Source organism: Deinococcus sp. Leaf326, assembly GCF_001424185.1.
Taxonomy (GTDB): domain Bacteria; phylum Deinococcota; class Deinococci; order Deinococcales; family Deinococcaceae; genus Deinococcus.
The window spans coordinates 63,036-79,691 of record NZ_LMOM01000087.1 but is presented as its reverse complement, the minus strand read 5'-3'; the positions used below and the strand labels follow the sequence as shown (position 1 = coordinate 79,691).

Annotated in this window: 20 protein-coding genes; 4 read left to right on the top strand and 16 right to left on the bottom strand. The window is 70.2% G+C overall.

The window, feature by feature from the left end:
• Positions 1-19: 19 nt before the first annotated feature.
• Together ASF71_RS21025 and ASF71_RS21020 are read right to left on the bottom strand one after the other, a co-directional pair.
• The gene (locus ASF71_RS21025; protein WP_056303769.1) at positions 20-844 is read right to left on the bottom strand and encodes a DNA-formamidopyrimidine glycosylase; all 825 of its coding nucleotides are present in this window, start codon (positions 842-844) and stop codon (positions 20-22) included.
• 62 nt (positions 845-906) lie between these two features.
• Positions 907-1,233: a putative quinol monooxygenase gene (locus tag ASF71_RS21020; RefSeq protein ID WP_056303768.1), complete on the bottom strand. Its 327-nt coding sequence runs from the start codon at positions 1,231-1,233 to the stop codon at positions 907-909.
• A gap of 62 nt (positions 1,234-1,295) precedes the next feature.
• Here ASF71_RS21020 and ASF71_RS21015 point away from each other — a divergent pair, with 62 nt between their 5' ends.
• Positions 1,296-1,937: a pyroglutamyl-peptidase I gene (locus ASF71_RS21015; RefSeq protein ID WP_056303765.1), complete on the top strand. Its 642-nt coding sequence runs from the start codon at positions 1,296-1,298 to the stop codon at positions 1,935-1,937.
• On the opposite strand, the gene ASF71_RS21010 is transcribed toward ASF71_RS21015, so the two are convergent.
• The 10 genes from ASF71_RS21010 to ASF71_RS20965 all read right to left on the bottom strand — a co-directional run bounded on the left by ASF71_RS21010 (position 1,934) and on the right by ASF71_RS20965 (position 9,325).
• On the bottom strand, positions 1,934-2,248 hold the full coding sequence (locus ASF71_RS21010) for a hypothetical protein (RefSeq protein ID WP_056303763.1): 315 nt from the start codon (positions 2,246-2,248) through the stop codon (positions 1,934-1,936). The two genes, ASF71_RS21015 and ASF71_RS21010, sit on opposite strands and share 4 nt — an antisense overlap.
• Before the next feature lie 4 nt (positions 2,249-2,252).
• Positions 2,253-2,651, bottom strand: coding sequence for a hypothetical protein (locus tag ASF71_RS21005; RefSeq protein WP_235514665.1), 399 nt, complete (start codon positions 2,649-2,651; stop codon positions 2,253-2,255).
• On the bottom strand, positions 2,648-3,163 hold the full coding sequence (locus tag ASF71_RS21000; RefSeq protein ID WP_235514676.1) for a hypothetical protein: 516 nt from the start codon (positions 3,161-3,163) through the stop codon (positions 2,648-2,650). Before ASF71_RS21000 ends, ASF71_RS21005 begins: the two co-directional genes overlap by 4 nt.
• A gap of 102 nt (positions 3,164-3,265) precedes the next feature.
• The gene (gene rplT / locus ASF71_RS20995; protein WP_056303761.1) at positions 3,266-3,625 is read right to left on the bottom strand and encodes a 50S ribosomal protein L20; all 360 of its coding nucleotides are present in this window, start codon (positions 3,623-3,625) and stop codon (positions 3,266-3,268) included.
• Positions 3,625-3,822 carry a 50S ribosomal protein L35 gene (gene rpmI / locus ASF71_RS20990; protein ID WP_056303902.1) on the bottom strand — a complete coding sequence of 66 codons (198 nt, stop codon included), beginning with the start codon at positions 3,820-3,822 and terminating at the stop codon, positions 3,625-3,627. Before rpmI ends, rplT begins: the two co-directional genes overlap by 1 nt.
• A gap of 124 nt (positions 3,823-3,946) precedes the next feature.
• Positions 3,947-4,795, bottom strand: a complete 849-nt coding sequence (locus ASF71_RS20985) for a GNAT family N-acetyltransferase (RefSeq protein WP_056303759.1) — start codon at positions 4,793-4,795, stop codon at positions 3,947-3,949.
• 221 nt (positions 4,796-5,016) lie between these two features.
• A complete protein-coding gene (locus ASF71_RS20980; protein WP_056303900.1) occupies positions 5,017-7,053 on the bottom strand; it encodes an alpha-amylase family protein in 2,037 nt (678 codons plus the stop codon).
• A 64-nt stretch (positions 7,054-7,117) separates the two neighbouring features.
• The gene (locus ASF71_RS20975; protein WP_056303757.1) at positions 7,118-7,513 is read right to left on the bottom strand and encodes a Fur family transcriptional regulator; all 396 of its coding nucleotides are present in this window, start codon (positions 7,511-7,513) and stop codon (positions 7,118-7,120) included.
• 83 nt (positions 7,514-7,596) lie between these two features.
• Entirely contained in the window at positions 7,597-8,319 is a 723-nt protein-coding gene (locus ASF71_RS20970; protein WP_056303755.1) for a hypothetical protein, read from the bottom strand.
• Positions 8,312-9,325: a phage holin family protein gene (locus ASF71_RS20965; protein ID WP_200939759.1), complete on the bottom strand. Its 1,014-nt coding sequence runs from the start codon at positions 9,323-9,325 to the stop codon at positions 8,312-8,314. The genes ASF71_RS20970 and ASF71_RS20965 overlap by 8 nt, the downstream gene beginning before the upstream one ends.
• Before the next feature lie 198 nt (positions 9,326-9,523).
• On the opposite strand from ASF71_RS20965, the gene ASF71_RS20960 reads away from it, so the two are divergent.
• From ASF71_RS20960 to crtI, 3 genes are all read left to right on the top strand, one after another.
• Complete coding sequence (locus ASF71_RS20960) at positions 9,524-10,102, top strand: class I SAM-dependent methyltransferase (RefSeq protein WP_082506288.1); 579 nt, start codon at positions 9,524-9,526, stop codon at positions 10,100-10,102.
• Positions 10,103-10,332: 230 nt separating this feature from the next.
• Positions 10,333-11,232, top strand: a complete 900-nt coding sequence (locus ASF71_RS20955) for a phytoene/squalene synthase family protein (protein WP_235514664.1) — start codon at positions 10,333-10,335, stop codon at positions 11,230-11,232.
• 59 nt (positions 11,233-11,291) lie between these two features.
• Complete coding sequence (gene crtI, locus ASF71_RS20950; RefSeq protein ID WP_056303752.1) at positions 11,292-12,977, top strand: phytoene desaturase family protein; 1,686 nt, start codon at positions 11,292-11,294, stop codon at positions 12,975-12,977.
• 86 nt (positions 12,978-13,063) lie between these two features.
• On the opposite strand, the gene ASF71_RS20945 is transcribed toward crtI, so the two are convergent.
• From ASF71_RS20945 to ASF71_RS20930, 4 genes are all read right to left on the bottom strand, one after another.
• Positions 13,064-14,215, bottom strand: coding sequence for a sensor histidine kinase KdpD (locus ASF71_RS20945; protein WP_056303749.1), 1,152 nt, complete (start codon positions 14,213-14,215; stop codon positions 13,064-13,066).
• Positions 14,216-14,313: 98 nt separating this feature from the next.
• The gene (locus ASF71_RS20940; RefSeq protein ID WP_156373026.1) at positions 14,314-14,745 is read right to left on the bottom strand and encodes a thioesterase family protein; all 432 of its coding nucleotides are present in this window, start codon (positions 14,743-14,745) and stop codon (positions 14,314-14,316) included.
• A gap of 2 nt (positions 14,746-14,747) precedes the next feature.
• Positions 14,748-15,035 (bottom strand): 30S ribosome-binding factor RbfA, encoded by a 288-nt coding sequence (gene rbfA, locus ASF71_RS20935; protein ID WP_056303747.1) that lies wholly within the window; start codon positions 15,033-15,035, stop codon positions 14,748-14,750.
• Between the two features lie 126 nt (positions 15,036-15,161).
• Positions 15,162-16,640 carry a LysM peptidoglycan-binding domain-containing protein gene (locus ASF71_RS20930; protein ID WP_056303745.1) on the bottom strand — a complete coding sequence of 493 codons (1,479 nt, stop codon included), beginning with the start codon at positions 16,638-16,640 and terminating at the stop codon, positions 15,162-15,164.
• Between the last annotated feature and the right edge of the window lie 16 nt (positions 16,641-16,656).

Here is a 16,656-nt window from a genome sequence, read left to right as displayed (position 1 = left end):
CATCCGGCTCTTGACCCGCCTAGCGCACCACCTGACACTGCGGGCAAAAATGCGTGCCGCGCTGCCCGAGCACCACCTTGGCAATGGGGGTGCCGCAGCGGGCGCAGGGCTGGCCGGCCCGGCCATACGCCTGATGCCGGCCCTGAAAACCGCCCTTTTCGCCGTCGTGCTGGCGGTAGTTGCCCTCGCCGTTGCCCAGCGAACTGCCGCCCGCCTCGACCGCCTGGGCCATCACCTCGCGTACCGCCCGGTACAGCCGCGAGGCCTCGTCCGCATTCAGCGCGGTCTGGGCCGGGTGGATGCGGGCGTGCCACAGCGCCTCGTCGGCGTAGATGTTGCCCACACCGCTCACTGGCTTCTGCGACAGCAGCCAGGGCTTGACGGCCCCCGCCGTGGCTGCGCGCGCCACGAAGTCCTCTTCGCGGAAATCCCCGGAGAGCGGCTCGGGGCCCATGCCCGCCAGGGTCGGCATCCCCGCGTACTCGCCCGGCCGCACGACCACCATCTTGCCGAAGCGCCGGGGATCGTCGAAATGCAGCGTGCCCGCCCCGGTCTCCAGCGTCACGCGGGTGTGCTTGCCCGGTTCGAGCCGGAAACCACCCGTCATGCCCAGGTGCACGATGAGTTCGAGGTCATGGGGGCCGTCGTCGGCCGCGTCGGCGGCGGCGAGCTGGAGCATCAGGTACTTGCCCCGGCGGGTCAGCGCCTTCACGCGCTTGCCCACCGCCGCCTGGGTGTCCTGGTAGCGGCGCGACGGTTCGTGCGTGACGGCGGTGATGATCTGACCCCGCAGCAGCGGCTCGATCTTGCGGCGGGTGGTCTCGACTTCCGGCAGTTCCGGCATATGAGGGCCAGCATAGGCCGCAGGCCGGGCCCCCGTCTGGAAGCCCCGCCGCAGAGGAAGGCTCAGTCCTGCGCGTCCACGTTCACGTCCGAGAGGCGCACGACCTCGGGCGGGGCCACCAGCCAGGGACCGACCTGGGCGCGGAAGGCGGCGTAGTGGTCGGTCGCGCCGTGGGCCGTGACGGCCGCCGCATCGTCGTAGCGCTCCTGAATGTGGAAGCGGGGGCCGTCCTCGTGCTCCTCGCGCAAGATGTCGTAGCGCCGGCAACCGGCTTCCTGGCGGCTGGCCACGGCCATGCGGCCGAGCAGGGCCTCGACGTCCGCCACGTGCATGGCCTGGGGCGTCAGGATGGCGAGAACGTTCACGGGGGTCCGGGCTTCGGCGGTCATGCCGCCCAGTGTGACGTACCGGCGCGCCCCGCACCTTGAGCGTCCGCGTATCCTGCCCGCACATGCCCACGCTGCTGCTCACCGGCTTCGAGCCGTTTCATACGCACCCCGACAATCCCAGTGCCCGCGCGGCCCAGGCGCTCGACGGGCTGGAGCTGCCCGGCGACTGGCGGGTCCACGCGGCGCTGCTGCCGGTCGAGCCGCACGCGGCGGCAGGGTTGCTGCTGCCGCTGCTCGACCGTCTGCGCCCGGACGCCGCACTGCTCACCGGTCTCGCGGCGGGGCGGCCCCAGGTGACGCTGGAGCGGGTCGCCGTGAACGTCATGGATTTCGACATTCCCGACAACGCCGGGCGCACCTACCAGGACGCGCCGGCCCACGCACATGCCCAGGCTCCGGCGGCCGTACTGAGCACCCTGCCCCTGCGGGCGATCCTGGCAGCTTGGCATTCGGCGGGGGTGCCCGGCCACATCAGCAATACGGCCGGGCTGTACGTGTGCAACTTCGTGATGTACCGAGCCCTGCACCACCTCCAGGAGACGGGCCGGGCCGGGGTACCGTGCGGCTTCCTGCATGTACCGGCGAACGCGGCGGTCGCCCTGGCCGCGCCGCAGGGGCGCCCACCCATGCCTTATCTGCCTCAGGACGAAATCACGCGGGCGGTCCGCCTCGCCGCCGAGACGGTCACGCGGACCCTGGCCTAGGGAAAGGGCGCGCGGCCCGGCTGCCAGCTCCCCGCGGGGCCGCCCGACCAGTGCCACTCGCCGCCCTGCCCGTCGCCGCCCTGGGGCCGGGTCAGCAGCGCCGCCCGGACCGCCTCCAGCGGTACGCGCCGGGCAAAGCGGGTGCGGGCGTGCCACGCAGCGAGCGCCGCGCCGGGGTCGCCCGGCCGCAGCCCCCGCAGCGCCGCCGCGGCACGGTTGACCGCGAGGTCGAACAGAGCGTCCGGCACCGCGCCGCCCGGCGTCTGGCCCGCCTCGCCGGGCTCGGTCAGGAAGGGACGGTCCTGGGGCACGGGCCTACGCGCTGCGGGGCCGGTCGGCCAGCGCCGCGATCTGGCCCGCGTGCCACACCGTCTGGCGGGCGTTCAGGCGCAGCAGCTCGGCCACACTCATGTCTTGCCCGGCGTAGGTCAGGCTCTGGGCCAGGGCCCCGTCGCTCAGGGCGCGCGTGGCCTCCACCTCCCAGGCCATCAGGCGGGCCAGGCCGAACTCGTCGGGGGGAGACGGCGTGCCGGTCACCGCCGCGATCACGGCCCAGACGTCACGTTTGGTCACGGCGAGGGCCGAGGTCAGCGCGCCGATACGGGGATGGGGCTGGCCCTCCACGCCGCTCAGGGCCGCGCGCACGCTCTGCGCGGGGGCATGCGCGGCCTCGTCGAGCAGGGCGGCGAGCTGCCCCGGCGTGAAGGCGCTCACGAGAGCCGGAAGGCCTCGCCCTCACGCCGGAGCAAACCGCGTCCCAGCATCCGCTCGGTGGTGGCCTGGGCCTGCGGAGCGCTCAGGGGGCTGCGCTCGCTGAGGTCGTTCAACGTGAACTGGCCGCCCATACGGTGGGCCAGCCGCAACACCATGCGCTCGTGGATGTCGGGGCGGCGTTCGCCCCCTACCTGGGCGCTGCGCCCACCGAAAAACCACCACATCAGGGCGGCCACAGCCACCCCGATGAGCAGTTCGAGCGGCACGAGGCGGGTCGCCAGGTCGGGCGCCACGAACCGTTCTGCCAGGGCAAGCACCTGCGCCCGCGCCGCCTCGACCTGCGCGGCCCCCGCGCCCGACTCGGCGAGTCGCCGCGCCGCCGAGCGGGCCCGCAGCACGCCCATGACCCCGGCGAGGTCCCCGCGCACGTAAATGACCGAAAAAGACAGCAGGGCCGCTGCCAGGCCCGCCACCGCCGAGAGAATCATCCTTGCCACGTTCACGCCCCGCATGGTACGCCCGCGCGGGGCAGAGGGCTGTTCTGCAGGCACAAAGAAGGGCGCGCCGCCTCCCCAGATTCGGGAAGGCGGCGCGCTCAGGGTGCCGGGCTGGGCTCAGCCCTGCTTGGCGGCCTGCGAAGCGGCCACGAGGGCCTTGAAGGCTTCGGGCTCACGCGCGGCGAGATCGGCCAGCACCTTGCGGTTGAGGTCCACACCGGCGAGCTTGAGGCCGCCCATGAAGGTCGAGTAGTTCATGCCGTGAAGGCGGGCGCCCGCGTTGATACGCTGAATCCACAGACGGCGGAAGTCGCGCTTCTTGTTACGGCGATCGCGGTACTCGTAGGTCGCGGCGTTCAGCAGCGTCTGGAAGGCGTTGCGGTACTGCTTGGAGCGGCTGCCCCAGAAGCCCTTGGCGCGCTTCAGGACCTTCTTGTGGCGGCGGCGGCGGACGATGCCGGTCTTGACGCGAGGCATTATCTACCACCCAGCATTAGTTTCATGCGCTTCCACTCGGGCTTGGCGAGGACGAAGCCCTTGCCCTTGCCGCGAATCTCGTCGCCGCTCTTGCCGGTGTTCTGGTGGCGCTTGCCACTCTTGAACGCCATGACCTTGCCGGTCGCCGTGATCTTCACGCGCCGCTTGGCCGCCTTCAGTGTCTTCATCTTGGGCATGTCGCCCTCCTTGCTGGTCCGGTCGCTGACCCCTGCGGGCCGCTTCCGTCCGGGGGTCGGGGCCGCCACCGCCTCACTTCGGCGGCGGCCGTTGGTCGCCCCGCCCCACTTGACCAAGAGAAGACTATACGCGGTCCGGAGCGTGCAGAGCAAGGGGAAGGTAGACCTCCTGTACGGACGTGTCGAGCGCGCCGTGCCGAGCGAGGATCCGCCGCATGGCCAGATTGTCCGCGCCAGTGGCCCCAACGTGCCGCCCGAAGCGCTTTGCCACCCGCCCGAGCAGATGCGCGTGCAGCCGGGTGCCGTACCCCTGACCGCTCAGGCCGGGCCGCACACCAATCAGGTCAATCATGCCCAGGTCGGGCGTGTGGCCCGGCCGCACCGTTCCCAGGGCGCACGGCCGGTCGCCTTGCCCGAACAGGGCCACGAACTCCTCGTCCTCCTCCGGCACCCAGTCGGCGCGGCCCAGATCGGCCAACAGGGCGCGCACGGCGGGGTCGTTGACGCTGGCCTCCCGCGCCGCAGGGTCGGGCACCGAGACGTAGGCGCGCAGGTCGGTCTCGTACAGCACGTGGGTTTCGGTGTGGCGCCATCCGGCGGCCAGGGCCGGAGCGGCGCCGAGCGGGGCGAGGGTGCAGTCGAGAATCAGTCGGCGGTCCAGCGACACCTGGGCACGCGCTGCCCCCAGCAGCGCCGTGATGGCCGCCGCAGGGGAGCCGGGCCGCAGACGGGGAAAGAGCGGCACGGCGGGGTTGCCGGCCAGCAGCAGGGTGCCCTCGACGCCGCGCGGGCCACGCAGGATGAGCACCTGACCGAACTGGACCTGCCCGGTCGCGATCCGGCCACGCAGGCGTTCCACGCCCCGGGACGCGTCCTCGCGGTCGGGGTGCAGGACGTACAGGTCGTCCAGGGTCTCGGCGGTGGCGGGCGTGACGACGAAACGGTCGGCCGCTGTATTCGGGAGCGTATTCAAGAGTGGTGACCTCGTGACGGCAGGTCACCGGCAGGGCGGCGGAACTTCTCTAGAGACCGCTTCCGGTGATCCGGAGACGAACGGACAACGCGGTACGGAAGAAGGGATGCGGCATGAGAAACCTCCTGTGGCCCTACGCGAGATGCCCCCAGGGTAGGACGCGGGGCCAGGCCCCCGATACCCGCCGGATGGCCTAGCCCCGCGCTTCTTTCCTGGCTGGCCTAGTTCTGTTCGCCCACCAGCCACAGCGCGCGGTAGGCCCCGAGCGACACGCTGGGGCGGCCCAGCTCGAAGGTGTGGTCGCCGAGCTCGTCGGTGGCCACCGACCCCAGATGTTCGCGCAGCACGTAGGCCGGCAGCGTCACGCGCTCCTCGCTGAAGTTGTAGACCTGGAGCATCACGCCGAGCGGGTGGTCGCGGCGCAGCATCAGGATCCGGGGATCGGGGCTGGGCACCGGGCGGCTCTCGATGCTGGCGTGCAGGTGCGGCGTGGCGGCGCGCGCGCGGATCAGGGCGCGCAGGCCGGCGTTCACGCGCCCGGCCGGGGTGCCGGCCTGGGTCTGGACCGCCGCGGCCAGCGCCCAGTCCATGCGCGGGCGGTGCACCCAGCGGTTGTCAGGCGCGTGCTCGGGCAGGTCGGCGAAGGCGTAGTCGTTGAGGAGCGCCAGTTCGTCGCCCATATACAGCAGCGGCACGCCGCCGAAACCCAGGGTGACGGCGTGCAGCAGCAGCAGCCGGCGCACGGCGAGTTCGGTCAGGCGTTCGTCACCGCTCTCCAGCGCCTGTTCGAGACCCGCGAGACTGGCGGCCGTCCCGCTGATGCGCCGGTCGCCGGTCGCCGGGTTGTACTGGAAGACCAGACCCCGCGCGAAGGTTCCCGGAAACATGCCGCTGTAGAAGTCCGAGAGGAAGTGACGGTGTCCCTGCCCCGAGACGCCCACCCGCGCGGCGTCGGCGTCGCTGATGGCCCAGCCGATGTCGTCGTGACAGCGCACGTACATGCCCCAGGTGGTGTTCGTGGGCTTGGGCGGAAAGGCCCGCAGCGCTTCTTGCATGAGCCGGGTGTCGCGCGAGGCGAGCGTGCTCCACAGCTGCACCATCAGGCTGTTGTGGTAGGCCATGTCGCTCACCTTGCCGTGGTGGTCGCGCGTGCCCAGATAGTGGATCAGGTCGTGCGGCGCCACGATGGCCTCGGCCTTGAAGGCCACCGCCGGCGCCACGATGCGCGCCGCCGCCCGCAGCGCCCGCGTGAGCTGGTGCACCTCGGGCTGGTTCTGGCAGTCGGTGCCCAGCCGTTTCCAGATGAAGGCGATGGCGTCGAGCCGGAACACCTCCACGCCCCGGTTGGCGAGGTACAAGATGATGTCGACAAACTCCGCGAACACCTCGGGGTTGCTCCAGTTCAGGTCCCACTGGTAGGTATTGAAAGTCGTCCAGACCCAGCCGCCCGAACCGTCGGTCTGGGGGGCGGGCGGCGCCGCCTCTGCGGGGGCGGCCTTCTTGCGGCTCCCCTTCTTCGGTTTGGGGGCCTCGGCGGGCGCGGGACTGTCCAGCACTCGCCCCAACGAGGGATCAAAGGTGAAGTTGCCCGGCGCGAAATCCGGGAATACTTCGGGCAACGTGTGCTCGTAGGCGCCGGGCAGCGTGCGGTCGGGAAAGATGTGGAAGTAGTCGCGGTATTTCGCCTCGCCCGCACGCGCGCGCGCCGCCCAGTCGTGCTCGTAGGCGACGTGGTTGAGCACGAGGTCGAGCACCAGGCTGATGCCCCGGCCGCGCAGCCCCTGAGCCAGCGCCGAGAGGTCGTCCACCGTGCCCAGGTCGGAGCGAACGGAGCGGTAGTCGGCCACCGCGTAGCCGCCGTCGTTCTCCCCCTCGCGGGGCCTGAGCAGCGGCATGAGGTGGAGGTACCGCACACCCAGGTCCGACAGGTAGTCCAGATGCTCGCCCACCCCGCGCAGCGTGCCCGCAAAGCGGTCGGCGTAGGCCACGTAGCCCACCATGTCGGGCGACTGGAGCCAGTCGGGACGCAGGAGCCGGGCCTCGTCGAGCCGTTTCAGGTCGGCGGGGCGGGCGTGGAAGGCGTGCAGCATGATCTCGAGAAGCCGCTCGACCAGAGCCGGAGTCTGCTCGCCGTAGACGGCCCGCAGGCTGCTCTCCAGGTCGTCGCCGTGGCGCTCCAGGCGCAGCGAAAAGGTGTCGGCGTCGCGGTCGTCGTCGAAAGCAGTCCGCAGCCGGGCCGAGAGGTCTGGATTGAGCATCTCTCCCAGCATACGGCGCCATCTGGGAGCGGTTCCAGGGGTCAGGCCGCCGGCAGGCCGCGCTTCAGCTCTGGGACGCGGCGCACTGCGGGCAGCGGCCGTAGAGCGTGACCTCGTGCGCCTCGACGATGAACCCACCGGGATACACCGTGCCGCGCGGCAGGGCGACCGGGCAGGTATGCAGCGTGAACACCTTGCCGCAGGCCGTGCAGGAAAAGTGGTGGTGGTGCCCCCGGCCCGAGGCCTCGTACAGCGTCTCGCCGTCGAGGGTCACGGGATGGATGCGGCCCTGGTCGGTCAGCAGTTTGAGGGTGCGGTACACCGTGGCGATGCCGAGTCCCGGCAGGTCACCCTGGGCACGCCCGAGAACCTCCGCGACGCCCAGCGGCCCCTCGGCCGTGTCGAGGACGCGGGAAATCACGTCTCGCTGGCGGGTGCTGCGCTGGGCGGTGGCGGTCATGAAGGCAGGGTAGCAAAACTCAGGCGGGCCAAATCGGGAGCGGCCCACCCTTACCGGGTGAGCCGCCGCCGAGTCTGCGCGACTCAGTGGGCGTTGGGGTTGGCCTTTTCCTCGGGCGACAGGGGCGTGCCCTGGGCCTTGGCCTCGACATGGCTGGCCGGCATGGGCACGATGCCGGGGTGCGCCTGCGCCCGGGGCGGAGCGCTGCCGTCGGCCGACGCCTGTGCGCTGGCACTCTCGGCGGCGGTGGGCAGCGAGGCGCCGCCGTCCGCAGGCCGTTTCAGGAAGGCGGCCGTACCGGTGGGCGATTCCGGGCGGGTTGCCGGGGTGTCCGAGCGGGCTGCCGAGGCCGGGCGCACCGGCATGGCCTGCCGACCAGTGGTGGCAGTCGGCCGCGCGCCGGCCTGAGGGGCCTGACCAGCCTTTTCCAGCAGACCGCTGGCGATCTCCTCGAGTTTGGGCGACAGCACGCGGTCGGTCAGGGTCTTGACCGCCAGCGTGGCGAGGGTCGCGGCGAGCGCGCCGCCGACACTCTGGCCCTGCTGTTTCTGCTGAGCCTTGACCAGTCCCTTCTGGTGCTTGACAGGACTACCGGCGTCCACGTAGATCTTCTTGCTGCGCCGGAACTGCCGCCCCACGACCATCCCGACCAGGGCGCCGACCGCCGAGGCCCCGCCCAGCATCTTCAGGGGTTCTTTCTGCATCTGCACCTGCAGGTTGGCACGCTCGGCCAGAGCGTCGATGCTCTGCTTGAGGCGTTCGCGGGCTTCTTCCTGCTCGGTGCGGTACTCGGAGTGCTCAGTCACGGCGGTCCTCCTTACCGAGTTTCACGGTGTCGACCCGAACGGTTCCGGTGTCGGACGCGCCGACTTCGGCTTCCTTCATGTCCTCGCGGTAGGTCGGCGCCGTGCTGACGGGAATACCGGGCGCGTCTTTGAGCACCACGGGTTCCTGAATGTTGGGATCGTGCTTCTTGTGGCCGTGTCCGCCGCCGTGGCTGGGGGCCGGGCCCGCGGGCAGCGTGCTGCCTTCGAGCTTGTCGTTGATACCGGTGCTGTACATCTGGGGCTTGCCGTCCTCGTCGGTTTCGTAGACCGGCACGGTCACGGTGCCGCCCTCGACGCGCACGGTCGCCGCGCCGTCCTCTCCGTTGAGCACCCGGCTCTCGCCCGCCGCGTAGTTGATGGCGTCGCGGGGAATCTCGGGGTTGGGACGCACGCCGCCCGTGGCCTGGTCGGTGTACTGGCTGCTGGGGTCCCGTCCCGAGGTGCCGGTGGTCGAGACGTGGCCGGGCACACCGACCGGCTCGGGCTCGCGGCCCTTGCCCAGGGTGACCGACGCCAGCGGCACACTGCCCGCCGGAGTGCCCACAGCCGCGCCCTTCTTCTCGTGGTCGGCCCGGGCCTTCTCGGCCCGCTTGTCGGCCTGGTACTGGGCTTCGAGACGCTCGTCCTCGGTCATGGGCCCCTCCTTGCGCTTGGGCTGGCCCAGGTCGTCGTCGGCCGACAGTTTCTTCAGGCCCAGAACGATCAGGGCGGCCGTCAGCGCAAAGCTGAAGAGCGCGATGAGCAGCGCGGCGGCCCAGGCCCCCAGACCCAGACGCATCAGGCCGTAGAACACGAACAAGATGAGGAAGACGAGGCCCAAGAGCAGGGGCCCGACCGCGCCCAGCATGAGAACGACGCCCAGACCCTTGGCCTTGATGACGGCCGTGAGTTTTTTCAACAGCCCGCTTAGTTCCGACTTGACCAGCACCAGGGCCGCGTCGAACACGTCGATCAATGCGCCGCCCATACTCTTCTTTTCTTCCATTATGTCCTCCTGGCCCAGCGCCCCGAGCGCGCCGGCCAGCCTCCCTCTGGGCAGGCCAATCTCCAGAACAGCATAATGAACACAATGCGACCGGAGCGGCACCCCAAAGATTCCCTCAATCATTCTCATGCCGTCTCCGTGCCTACACTCACGCGGGCGCAGCTCAGCAACCTTGCGCCCCTCACGGCCCGCGGGTACATGCTGTGGCGCGCGCAGTCGCTGACCCTGCTGAGCGGCCAGCCTTTTGGTTTGGAGCGCGAGCGGGCGCTCTTTCTCGGAGAATGCCGTCCCAGTGCTGGAGAACGTTGGCTGGACGCGGGCACGAGCGCCGGGTTCTACGCCGGGGTACTGGCCGCTCAGGGTTGCGCCGTGCTGGCCGCCGACCTGAGCCCCGCGATGCTGCGCGAGGGCCAACGCCGGGAGACTTCGGCGCTGATCGACTGGGCCATGCTCAATCTCGAGGACAGCGGCCTGCCGGACGCCAGTTTCGACGGTGTGACCGTCGGCGCCACCCTGAACGAGACCCACGATCCGGCCCGTTTCCTGGGCGAGCTCGCCCGGGTGCTGCGGCCCGGCGGCCAGTTGTGGCTCATGTACTTGGCGCGCACGGGTGGCCCCGGTCAGACCCTGCTCGGGGCCCTCGGCGGTCTGAGCTTTTTCGATCCGGCCTGGACGGCGCGGCAGGTGCCCGGGCTGCGCCGGCGTATGGCCTGCCGGAGCGGTAGCGTGCAATTTGAACATTTTCTTAAGGAAGCCGGGCGACCGGGCGATGTGTAACAAAGCGTGAGATTGCCTCCCTGCCCCTCCCCGTACACTCGGGCTATATGGATTGCGTCTGTCGCGCGTACCCCCCGGCCCCGTCCCGGACCGGTCGGACGTGATTCCGGGTTCAGTGCTCTGCGGCTGTGCCCACCTTCCTGGAGGCCACGCCGCTCCGGTTTTCATGGCCGGATCACGCCGCCGGTGCGCCCGCCCCCCGTTCGAGCCCGTCTCAGAGGACCCTGCCCGTGACTGACTATGCTCCGCCCGCACGCCCTCCCGTGGCCGACCCGGCTCTGGGGCGGGCCCTGCGGCATTGCCAGGCCGTGACCCGGGAACACAGCAAGACTTTTTACCTGGGTTCGCGCTGTTTTCCTGGCAAACAGCGCGCCGCCGTGTGGGCCGTCTACGCCGCCTGCCGTGAAGGTGACGATATTGCCGACGGGGGCGGCTCCGACGTAGAGGCGCGGCTGGCCGACTGGTGGTCGCGGGTACAGGGTGCCTTCGCTGGCCGGCCGAGCCAGCACCCCACCGACACCGCCCTGGCCTGGGCCGTGCGTGAGTACCCTATTCCGCTGAGCGCCTTTTCCGAACTGCACGAGGGCCTGCGCATGGACCTGCGCGGCCACAGCTACGCCGACATGGATGACCTCACGCTGTACTGCCGCCGGGTAGCGGGCGTGGTGGGGTTCATGATCGCGCCGATCAGCGGTTACGAGGGCGGCGAGGCCACCCTGGACCGGGCGCTGCGACTCGGCCAGGCCATGCAGCTCACGAACATCCTGCGCGACGTGGGCGAGGACCTGTCACTGGGACGGGTCTACCTGCCGGCCGAGGTGCTGGCCCGCTACGGTCTGAGCCGCGCGGACCTGGAACGCGGCGTGGTCACGCCTGAGTACCGCGCCATGCTGCGTGACCTGACGGCCCAGGCCCGCGCGTGGTACGCCGAGGGCCGCGCGGGTATCCCGCTGCTGCGCGGCCGCGCCCGGCTGGCCGTCGCCACCGCCGCCCGCGCCTACGAGGGCATCCTGGACGACCTGGAGGCCGCCGGCTACGACAACTTCAACCGCCGGGCCTACGTCAGTGGGCGGCGCAAACTGATGATGCTCCCGCAGGCCTGGTGGGAACTGCGCAGTTCACCCGCCTGAGTCCACCCTTCTCCTCATTCCACGCTGCCGCCCAGTTCCGGCGGGAGGTTTCTCCGACCATGACTTCCGATTCTTCCCTTTCCCATCCCGCCGGCCCCGGACAGCGCAAGCGCGCCCTGATCATCGGTGCCGGCATCGGCGGCCTGAGCCTGGGCATCCGGCTTCAGAGCCTGGGCTTCGACACGACCATTCTGGAACGCCTGGACGGCCCGGGCGGCCGCGCCTACCAGAAACGCACTGAGGACGGCTACGTGTTCGACATGGGGCCGACCGTCATCACGGTGCCGCACTTCATCGAGGAACTGTTCTCGCTCGAGCGGGGCCACGCCGCGCTGACCACCCCCGACTACCCGCCCCACACCCTGAACGGTGAGCGGGTCCGCGAGGGCGACAGCGGCGGCCCGCGCACCCGCGAGTATGTCAATCTCGTCCCGATCCTGCCCTTCTACCGCATCGTGTTCGACGACGCCACCTTCTTCGACTACGACGGCGACCCCGTCAGCACCCGCGAACAGATCGCGCGACTGGCCCCGGAAGACCTGGAGGGCTACGAGCGATTTCACCGTGACGCGCAGGCCATCTTCGAGCGCGGCTTTCTGGAACTGGGGTACACCCATTTCGGCGACCTGCCCACCATGCTGCGGGTCGTCCCCGACCTGATGAAGCTGGACGCGGTACGGACCCTGTTCTCGTTCACGTCGCGGTATTTCAGTTCGGACAAGATGCGGCAGGTGTTCTCGTTCGAGACGCTGCTCATCGGCGGTAACCCGCTGAGCGTGCCGGCCATCTACGCCATGATCCACTTCGTCGAGAAGACCTGGGGCGTGCACTACGCGATGGGCGGCACGGGCGCGCTCGTGCAGGGCTTCGTGCGCAAATTCCGCGAACTGGGCGGCACGGTGCGTTACGGCGCGGGCGTCGAGGAGATTCTGGTCGAGAACGGCCGGGGCGGTCCGGTACGTGCCCCCGTCGGCCCCCGCGTCGCGCGCGGCGTGCGGCTCGAAAGCGGCGAGGAACTGCGCGCCGACATCGTGGTGAGCAACGGCGACTGGGCCAACACCTACCTCAAGCGCGTGCCCACCGCCGCCCGGCTCGTCAACAACGACCTGCGGGTCAAGGCCGCGCCGCAGAGCATGGGCCTGCTGGTGATCTACTTCGGGTTCCGCGACGACGGACAGCCGCTGAACCTGCGCCACCACAACATTCTGCTGGGGCCACGCTACGAGGCGCTGCTGCGCGAGATCTTCAGAAAGAAGGTGCTGGGCCAGGACTTCAGCCAGTACCTGCACGTCCCGACCCTCACCGACCCGGCGCTGGCCCCGGCCGGGCATCACGCTGCCTACACGCTCGTGCCGGTGCCCCACAAAGGCAGCGGCATCGACTGGTCGGTCGAGGGACCGAAACTCACCGGGCGCGTGCTGGACTACCTCGAGGAACGCGGCTTCATCCCGGACCTGCGCGCCCGCCTGACCCACTTCGAATACGTGACCCCAGACTACTTCGAGGGCACGCTCGACAGCTACCTGGGCAACGCCTTCGGTCCCGAGCCGGTGCTGGCCCAGAGCGCCTTTTTCCGGCCGCACAACCGCAGCGAGGACGTGCGCGGCCTGTACCTCGTCGGTGCGGGCGCGCAGCCGGGCGCGGGGACCCCCAGCGTGATGATGTCGGCCAAGATGACGGCCCGCCTCGTCGCCGAGGACTTCGGTATCCATCCGGAGCTTCAGGGCGCGGCAGCCGACGACTGAGCCGTCTCCAGGCGCCCCGCGAAATTGCCGCCGGGCGCCTGGACGAGCTGCCAATCACGCGCCGGCCCCAGACTGTCCGGCTGGCCTCAGCTCAGGAGTTCGACGAAGTCGTCGTCCTCATTGTCCTGGGCAAAAGGCAGCGAGAAGGCGAACCGCGACCCCTTGCCGCGCACGGACTCGACGCCGATGTGGCCGCCGTGGGCCTCGACCGCCATCTTGCAGAAGGCCAGGCCCATCCCGGTATCGAAGCGGCCGTGCAGGGTCAGGCGGCTCTGCTCGAAGGCGGCGAAGAGGTTGGGCAGATCGTCTTCCGGGATGCCTTCGCCGTCGTCACGCACGCTGACCGAGAGGTCCGGCCCGTCGGTGCGTACCTCGACCGCGATCAGGCCGCCCTGGCTCGTATGTTTGAGGGCGTTGCTGATGAGGTTCGCCATGACCCGGCGCAGGATCTCGGCGTCGGCGTTGACCGGGCTGAAGCCCTGCTCGACGTGAATCTGGAGATTGCGTTCTCTCAGGCCGCTGCCCACATCGCCCCGCGCGAGGTCCATCACTTCGCTAAACATGGGACTGAACATGAGTTCGCGGCGCAGGTTCATCTTGCCCGCCTGGATCTTGCGGACATCAAGCATGTTCACGGCGAGGTGCAGCAGGTGCTGGGCCTCGTCGCGCGCCACCCGCAGCAGCTCGCGCGAGTCGGGCGGCAGCCGGGTGTCGTCCTCGACAACCTCCAGCAGTCCCATGACGGCCGCGATGGGGTTTTTGAGGTCGTGGACGAGCATGTGCACGAGCTGGTCGCGCACCCGTTCCTCGTGCTCCCAGGTGTCCATGCGGCGTTGCAGGGTCGCCACGCGTTCCAGTGCGTCGGTATGCGCCTGCGAACGCGCCAGCATGTTCCGGACCTGTAGGGCCAGCGCCTCCGGTGAGGTCGCGTCACTCGCCAGTCCGTCTGCCCCGGCGGCCAGCAGTTCGCCCAGGCCCTGGGTGCCCACCGCCAGCCACTGCGTCGCCGCGAGTTCGGCGCGGCGGCGCAGGATCGGCAGTACCTGGGCCAGCGGCGTACCGGGCGTGTCGGTGTAGAGCAGTACGACCTGCGGGGCGCGCAGGTTGGCCTCGCGCAGCAGGGTGTCGCTGTCGGGCAGGTATCGCACCTCCGCGACGCGCAGGGCCGCGGCCAGCGCCGGGGCGTGACCGCGCTGCGCAGAAACGACCAGCACGAGTGGAAGTGGGGAAACCGTCATGACTCAGAGAAAGTTTACCCCGGCTTCATCTGCGGAATGTCACTTTCCCCTCACCTCTCGTCCATGTTCGCCCACGTTCGTTCGTGTGGCCACCCTCATCAGGGCTTGAGTCGCTCCAGAACGTCGTCGGGCATCCGGACAGGGCGGTAGTTCCGGTCGGTGGCGATGTGGTGCGTCTCACCGGTCGCCAGCAGTTCGGGCGGCGCCCCCTCCTCGCCCAGGCGGTGCAGGGCATAACTGAACTTGAGGGTACGGCTTCGCAGCTCTGAGACGCGGGTGGTCAGCCGTAGGCGGTCGTCGTAGCGGGCGGCGCGCCGGTACTGCACGTGCAGGCCGCTGAGCATGAGGTAGTAGCCGCGCGCCTCGATCTCGGCGTAGGGAAGTCCGAGCTCACGCATCAGGTCGCTGCGGCCCACCTCGAACCACACCGGGTAGGTGGCGTGGTGGGCGACCGCCATCGCGTCGGTTTCGGCGTAGCGCACCCGGAACTCCGAGGTGAAACTGCGGTCGGCGGAAGGAAGGTCAGGCACGGTCAGAGGGGTGAGTCGGCCGCCGAGCGGAACTCCAGGTTGGGGGTGCGGCGCATCTTGACCTGGGAGGCTATCTCGCGCTGGAGGTGCCCACGCGCGTGGGTCAGGGCGTCGAGCAGTTCGGGCATATCGGCGCCCATCGCGCTGACGTATACGCGGGCCAAGGTGTAGTCGGGCGCGACCTGCACCCGCTCGACGGTCACGATCATGGGCACGCGCGGGTCGCGCAGGCCGGCGATGGCTTCACTCAGCACGCGCTGAAGCTGCGACTGGATCTGGGCGGGTTTCATGGCTGCCCCCCGCAGGGACGTGCGAAATGGGTCATCCCGCCATGCTAGCGCCTGAAGCCCTTCCCTGAACTCCGCGGGCGCCCGCCCAGCCCTGCGGGTCGCTTCATTGTCCGGTCCCCTGCCCCTCTACCGGGCGTACCGGCGCCCCGTGTAGTTGGCGAAGACCCCGATGCCGTAACTCACCTTGCGCACGCTGTCGAGGACCGCCGCGCCGTTCCAGGCTAGCCCCGCGCTGCTACCACCGTCGAGGAGCAGCGCGTCGCGCGCGCCCAGGCTCGCCATGACCTTGCCCATCTCGACGGTGGTGAGGCGGGCGTGGGTGGTCACGAGAAGCAGGTCGCGGTTGCTGAGCAGCCCCACCGCGCTGCGCGCCGCTCGCCCGAAGAGGGCCGGGTCCTGAAAGATTCCGCTGTAGGTATGTTGCACCGCCCCGCGCGTCACGATACGCGGCCCGGTGGCGACGACCGTCTCCATGCCCGACCAGCTCGTATCAAGCGGACGGCTGAACAGCGCGGTGGTGCTGGCGGCGATGCTCGCGCGGTTGTCGGGCGTGATCGCCAGCGCGGCCGGAATGCGTCCCCACGTCAGCAGCCGCCCCTGCATGACGATGTCGCCGGCCGGCGCGTAGGTGTGCGGGTGAAAATAACTGCCGTTGACCACCGCCCGCGCGCCGCTCGTGCGGGCCAGGGAACCCACCGTGGCCCCACTGGCAAAGCTCAGGCCGCGGCCAGGCAGCACCGGCGCCACGAGCACGTTGCGCCAGCGCAGGTCTACCTGCACGACCTGGACGGGGATGTTCAGGGGACGCGCGGCGCGGTAGCTCACGGCGCTGCGCAGCGCCGCCGGGGGCACCGGTACCGCCACGCGGCTGGGCACCAGCACCTTGGCCCCCGGCACGATCATCTGGACGGTGGACAGGCCGTTCAGGCGCCGCAGGGCGTCGGGGGTGGTGCGGTAGCGCGCGGCGAGGCCCGTCGCGGTCTCGCCCCGGCCCACCCGCACGTAGGTGTAGACCAGCCGCGACTCCTTGCCGGCGGGCAGGGCGGGGACCCGCACCACCGCGGGTGCGGCCGCCACCGTGCCGCGCGGGGGTACCCGCAGGCGCTGGCCCGGCTGGAGCAGGGTGCCCTTCAGGCCACTGGCCTGTTGCAGAGCCTCCACGCTGACCCCCGCCCGGCGCGCGATCACTCCCAGCGTGTCGCCGCGCTTGACGGTATATATCCCGCCGCTGCGGCTGACCGCCGGCGCGGCAGGCTTCACGGGGTCCGGTACCGGTGCAGGTCTGGCAGCCGCTGGCTTGGCAGGAGGTGGCTTGACCAGCGCTGGTTTGACTGGAGCGGCGACCGGCCTGGTGACGGCGGCGGGAGTCGCCGGAGGGCGCAGGCGCAGCACCTGCCCCACATGGATGACGTTGCCGCTCAGGCCGTTCCAACGCCGCAGCTGAACCACACTGAGGTGATGGGTCCGGGCGAGGCGGTACAGGGTGTCGCCGGCCTTCACCTTCATGGTGACGGGCCGGACAACCGGGGTCGTGGGTGCGGCCCAGGCCGGCGCACCGGGCACCGGCAGGGAAAAAAACAGCAGAGTCAGGGCAACACGTCGCATCCGGTGCCCACTTGAA

What these genes read in the sequence shown, in the direction of transcription:
- ASF71_RS20965 (WP_200939759.1), bottom strand. Translation starts at nt 9,325, where the DNA reads ATGGAAGAAAAGAAGAGTATGGGCGGCGCATTGATCGACGTGTTCGAC.
- ASF71_RS20930 (WP_056303745.1), bottom strand. Translation starts at nt 16,640, where the DNA reads ATGCGACGTGTTGCCCTGACTCTGCTGTTTTTTTCCCTGCCGGTGCCC.
- ASF71_RS21015 (WP_056303765.1), top strand. Translation starts at nt 1,296, where the DNA reads ATGCCCACGCTGCTGCTCACCGGCTTCGAGCCGTTTCATACGCACCCC.
- ASF71_RS20980 (WP_056303900.1), bottom strand. Translation starts at nt 7,053, where the DNA reads ATGCTCAATCCAGACCTCTCGGCCCGGCTGCGGACTGCTTTCGACGAC.
- rpmI (WP_056303902.1), bottom strand. Translation starts at nt 3,822, where the DNA reads ATGCCCAAGATGAAGACACTGAAGGCGGCCAAGCGGCGCGTGAAGATC.
- ASF71_RS21025 (WP_056303769.1), bottom strand. Translation starts at nt 844, where the DNA reads ATGCCGGAACTGCCGGAAGTCGAGACCACCCGCCGCAAGATCGAGCCG.
- ASF71_RS20945 (WP_056303749.1), bottom strand. Translation starts at nt 14,215, where the DNA reads ATGACGGTTTCCCCACTTCCACTCGTGCTGGTCGTTTCTGCGCAGCGC.
- ASF71_RS21000 (WP_235514676.1), bottom strand. Translation starts at nt 3,163, where the DNA reads ATGCGGGGCGTGAACGTGGCAAGGATGATTCTCTCGGCGGTGGCGGGC.
- ASF71_RS20975 (WP_056303757.1), bottom strand. Translation starts at nt 7,513, where the DNA reads ATGACCGCCACCGCCCAGCGCAGCACCCGCCAGCGAGACGTGATTTCC.
- rplT (WP_056303761.1), bottom strand. Translation starts at nt 3,625, where the DNA reads ATGCCTCGCGTCAAGACCGGCATCGTCCGCCGCCGCCGCCACAAGAAG.
- crtI (WP_056303752.1), top strand. Translation starts at nt 11,292, where the DNA reads ATGACTTCCGATTCTTCCCTTTCCCATCCCGCCGGCCCCGGACAGCGC.
- ASF71_RS20960 (WP_082506288.1), top strand. Translation starts at nt 9,524, where the DNA reads ATGCTGTGGCGCGCGCAGTCGCTGACCCTGCTGAGCGGCCAGCCTTTT.
- ASF71_RS21020 (WP_056303768.1), bottom strand. Translation starts at nt 1,233, where the DNA reads ATGACCGCCGAAGCCCGGACCCCCGTGAACGTTCTCGCCATCCTGACG.
- rbfA (WP_056303747.1), bottom strand. Translation starts at nt 15,035, where the DNA reads ATGAAACCCGCCCAGATCCAGTCGCAGCTTCAGCGCGTGCTGAGTGAA.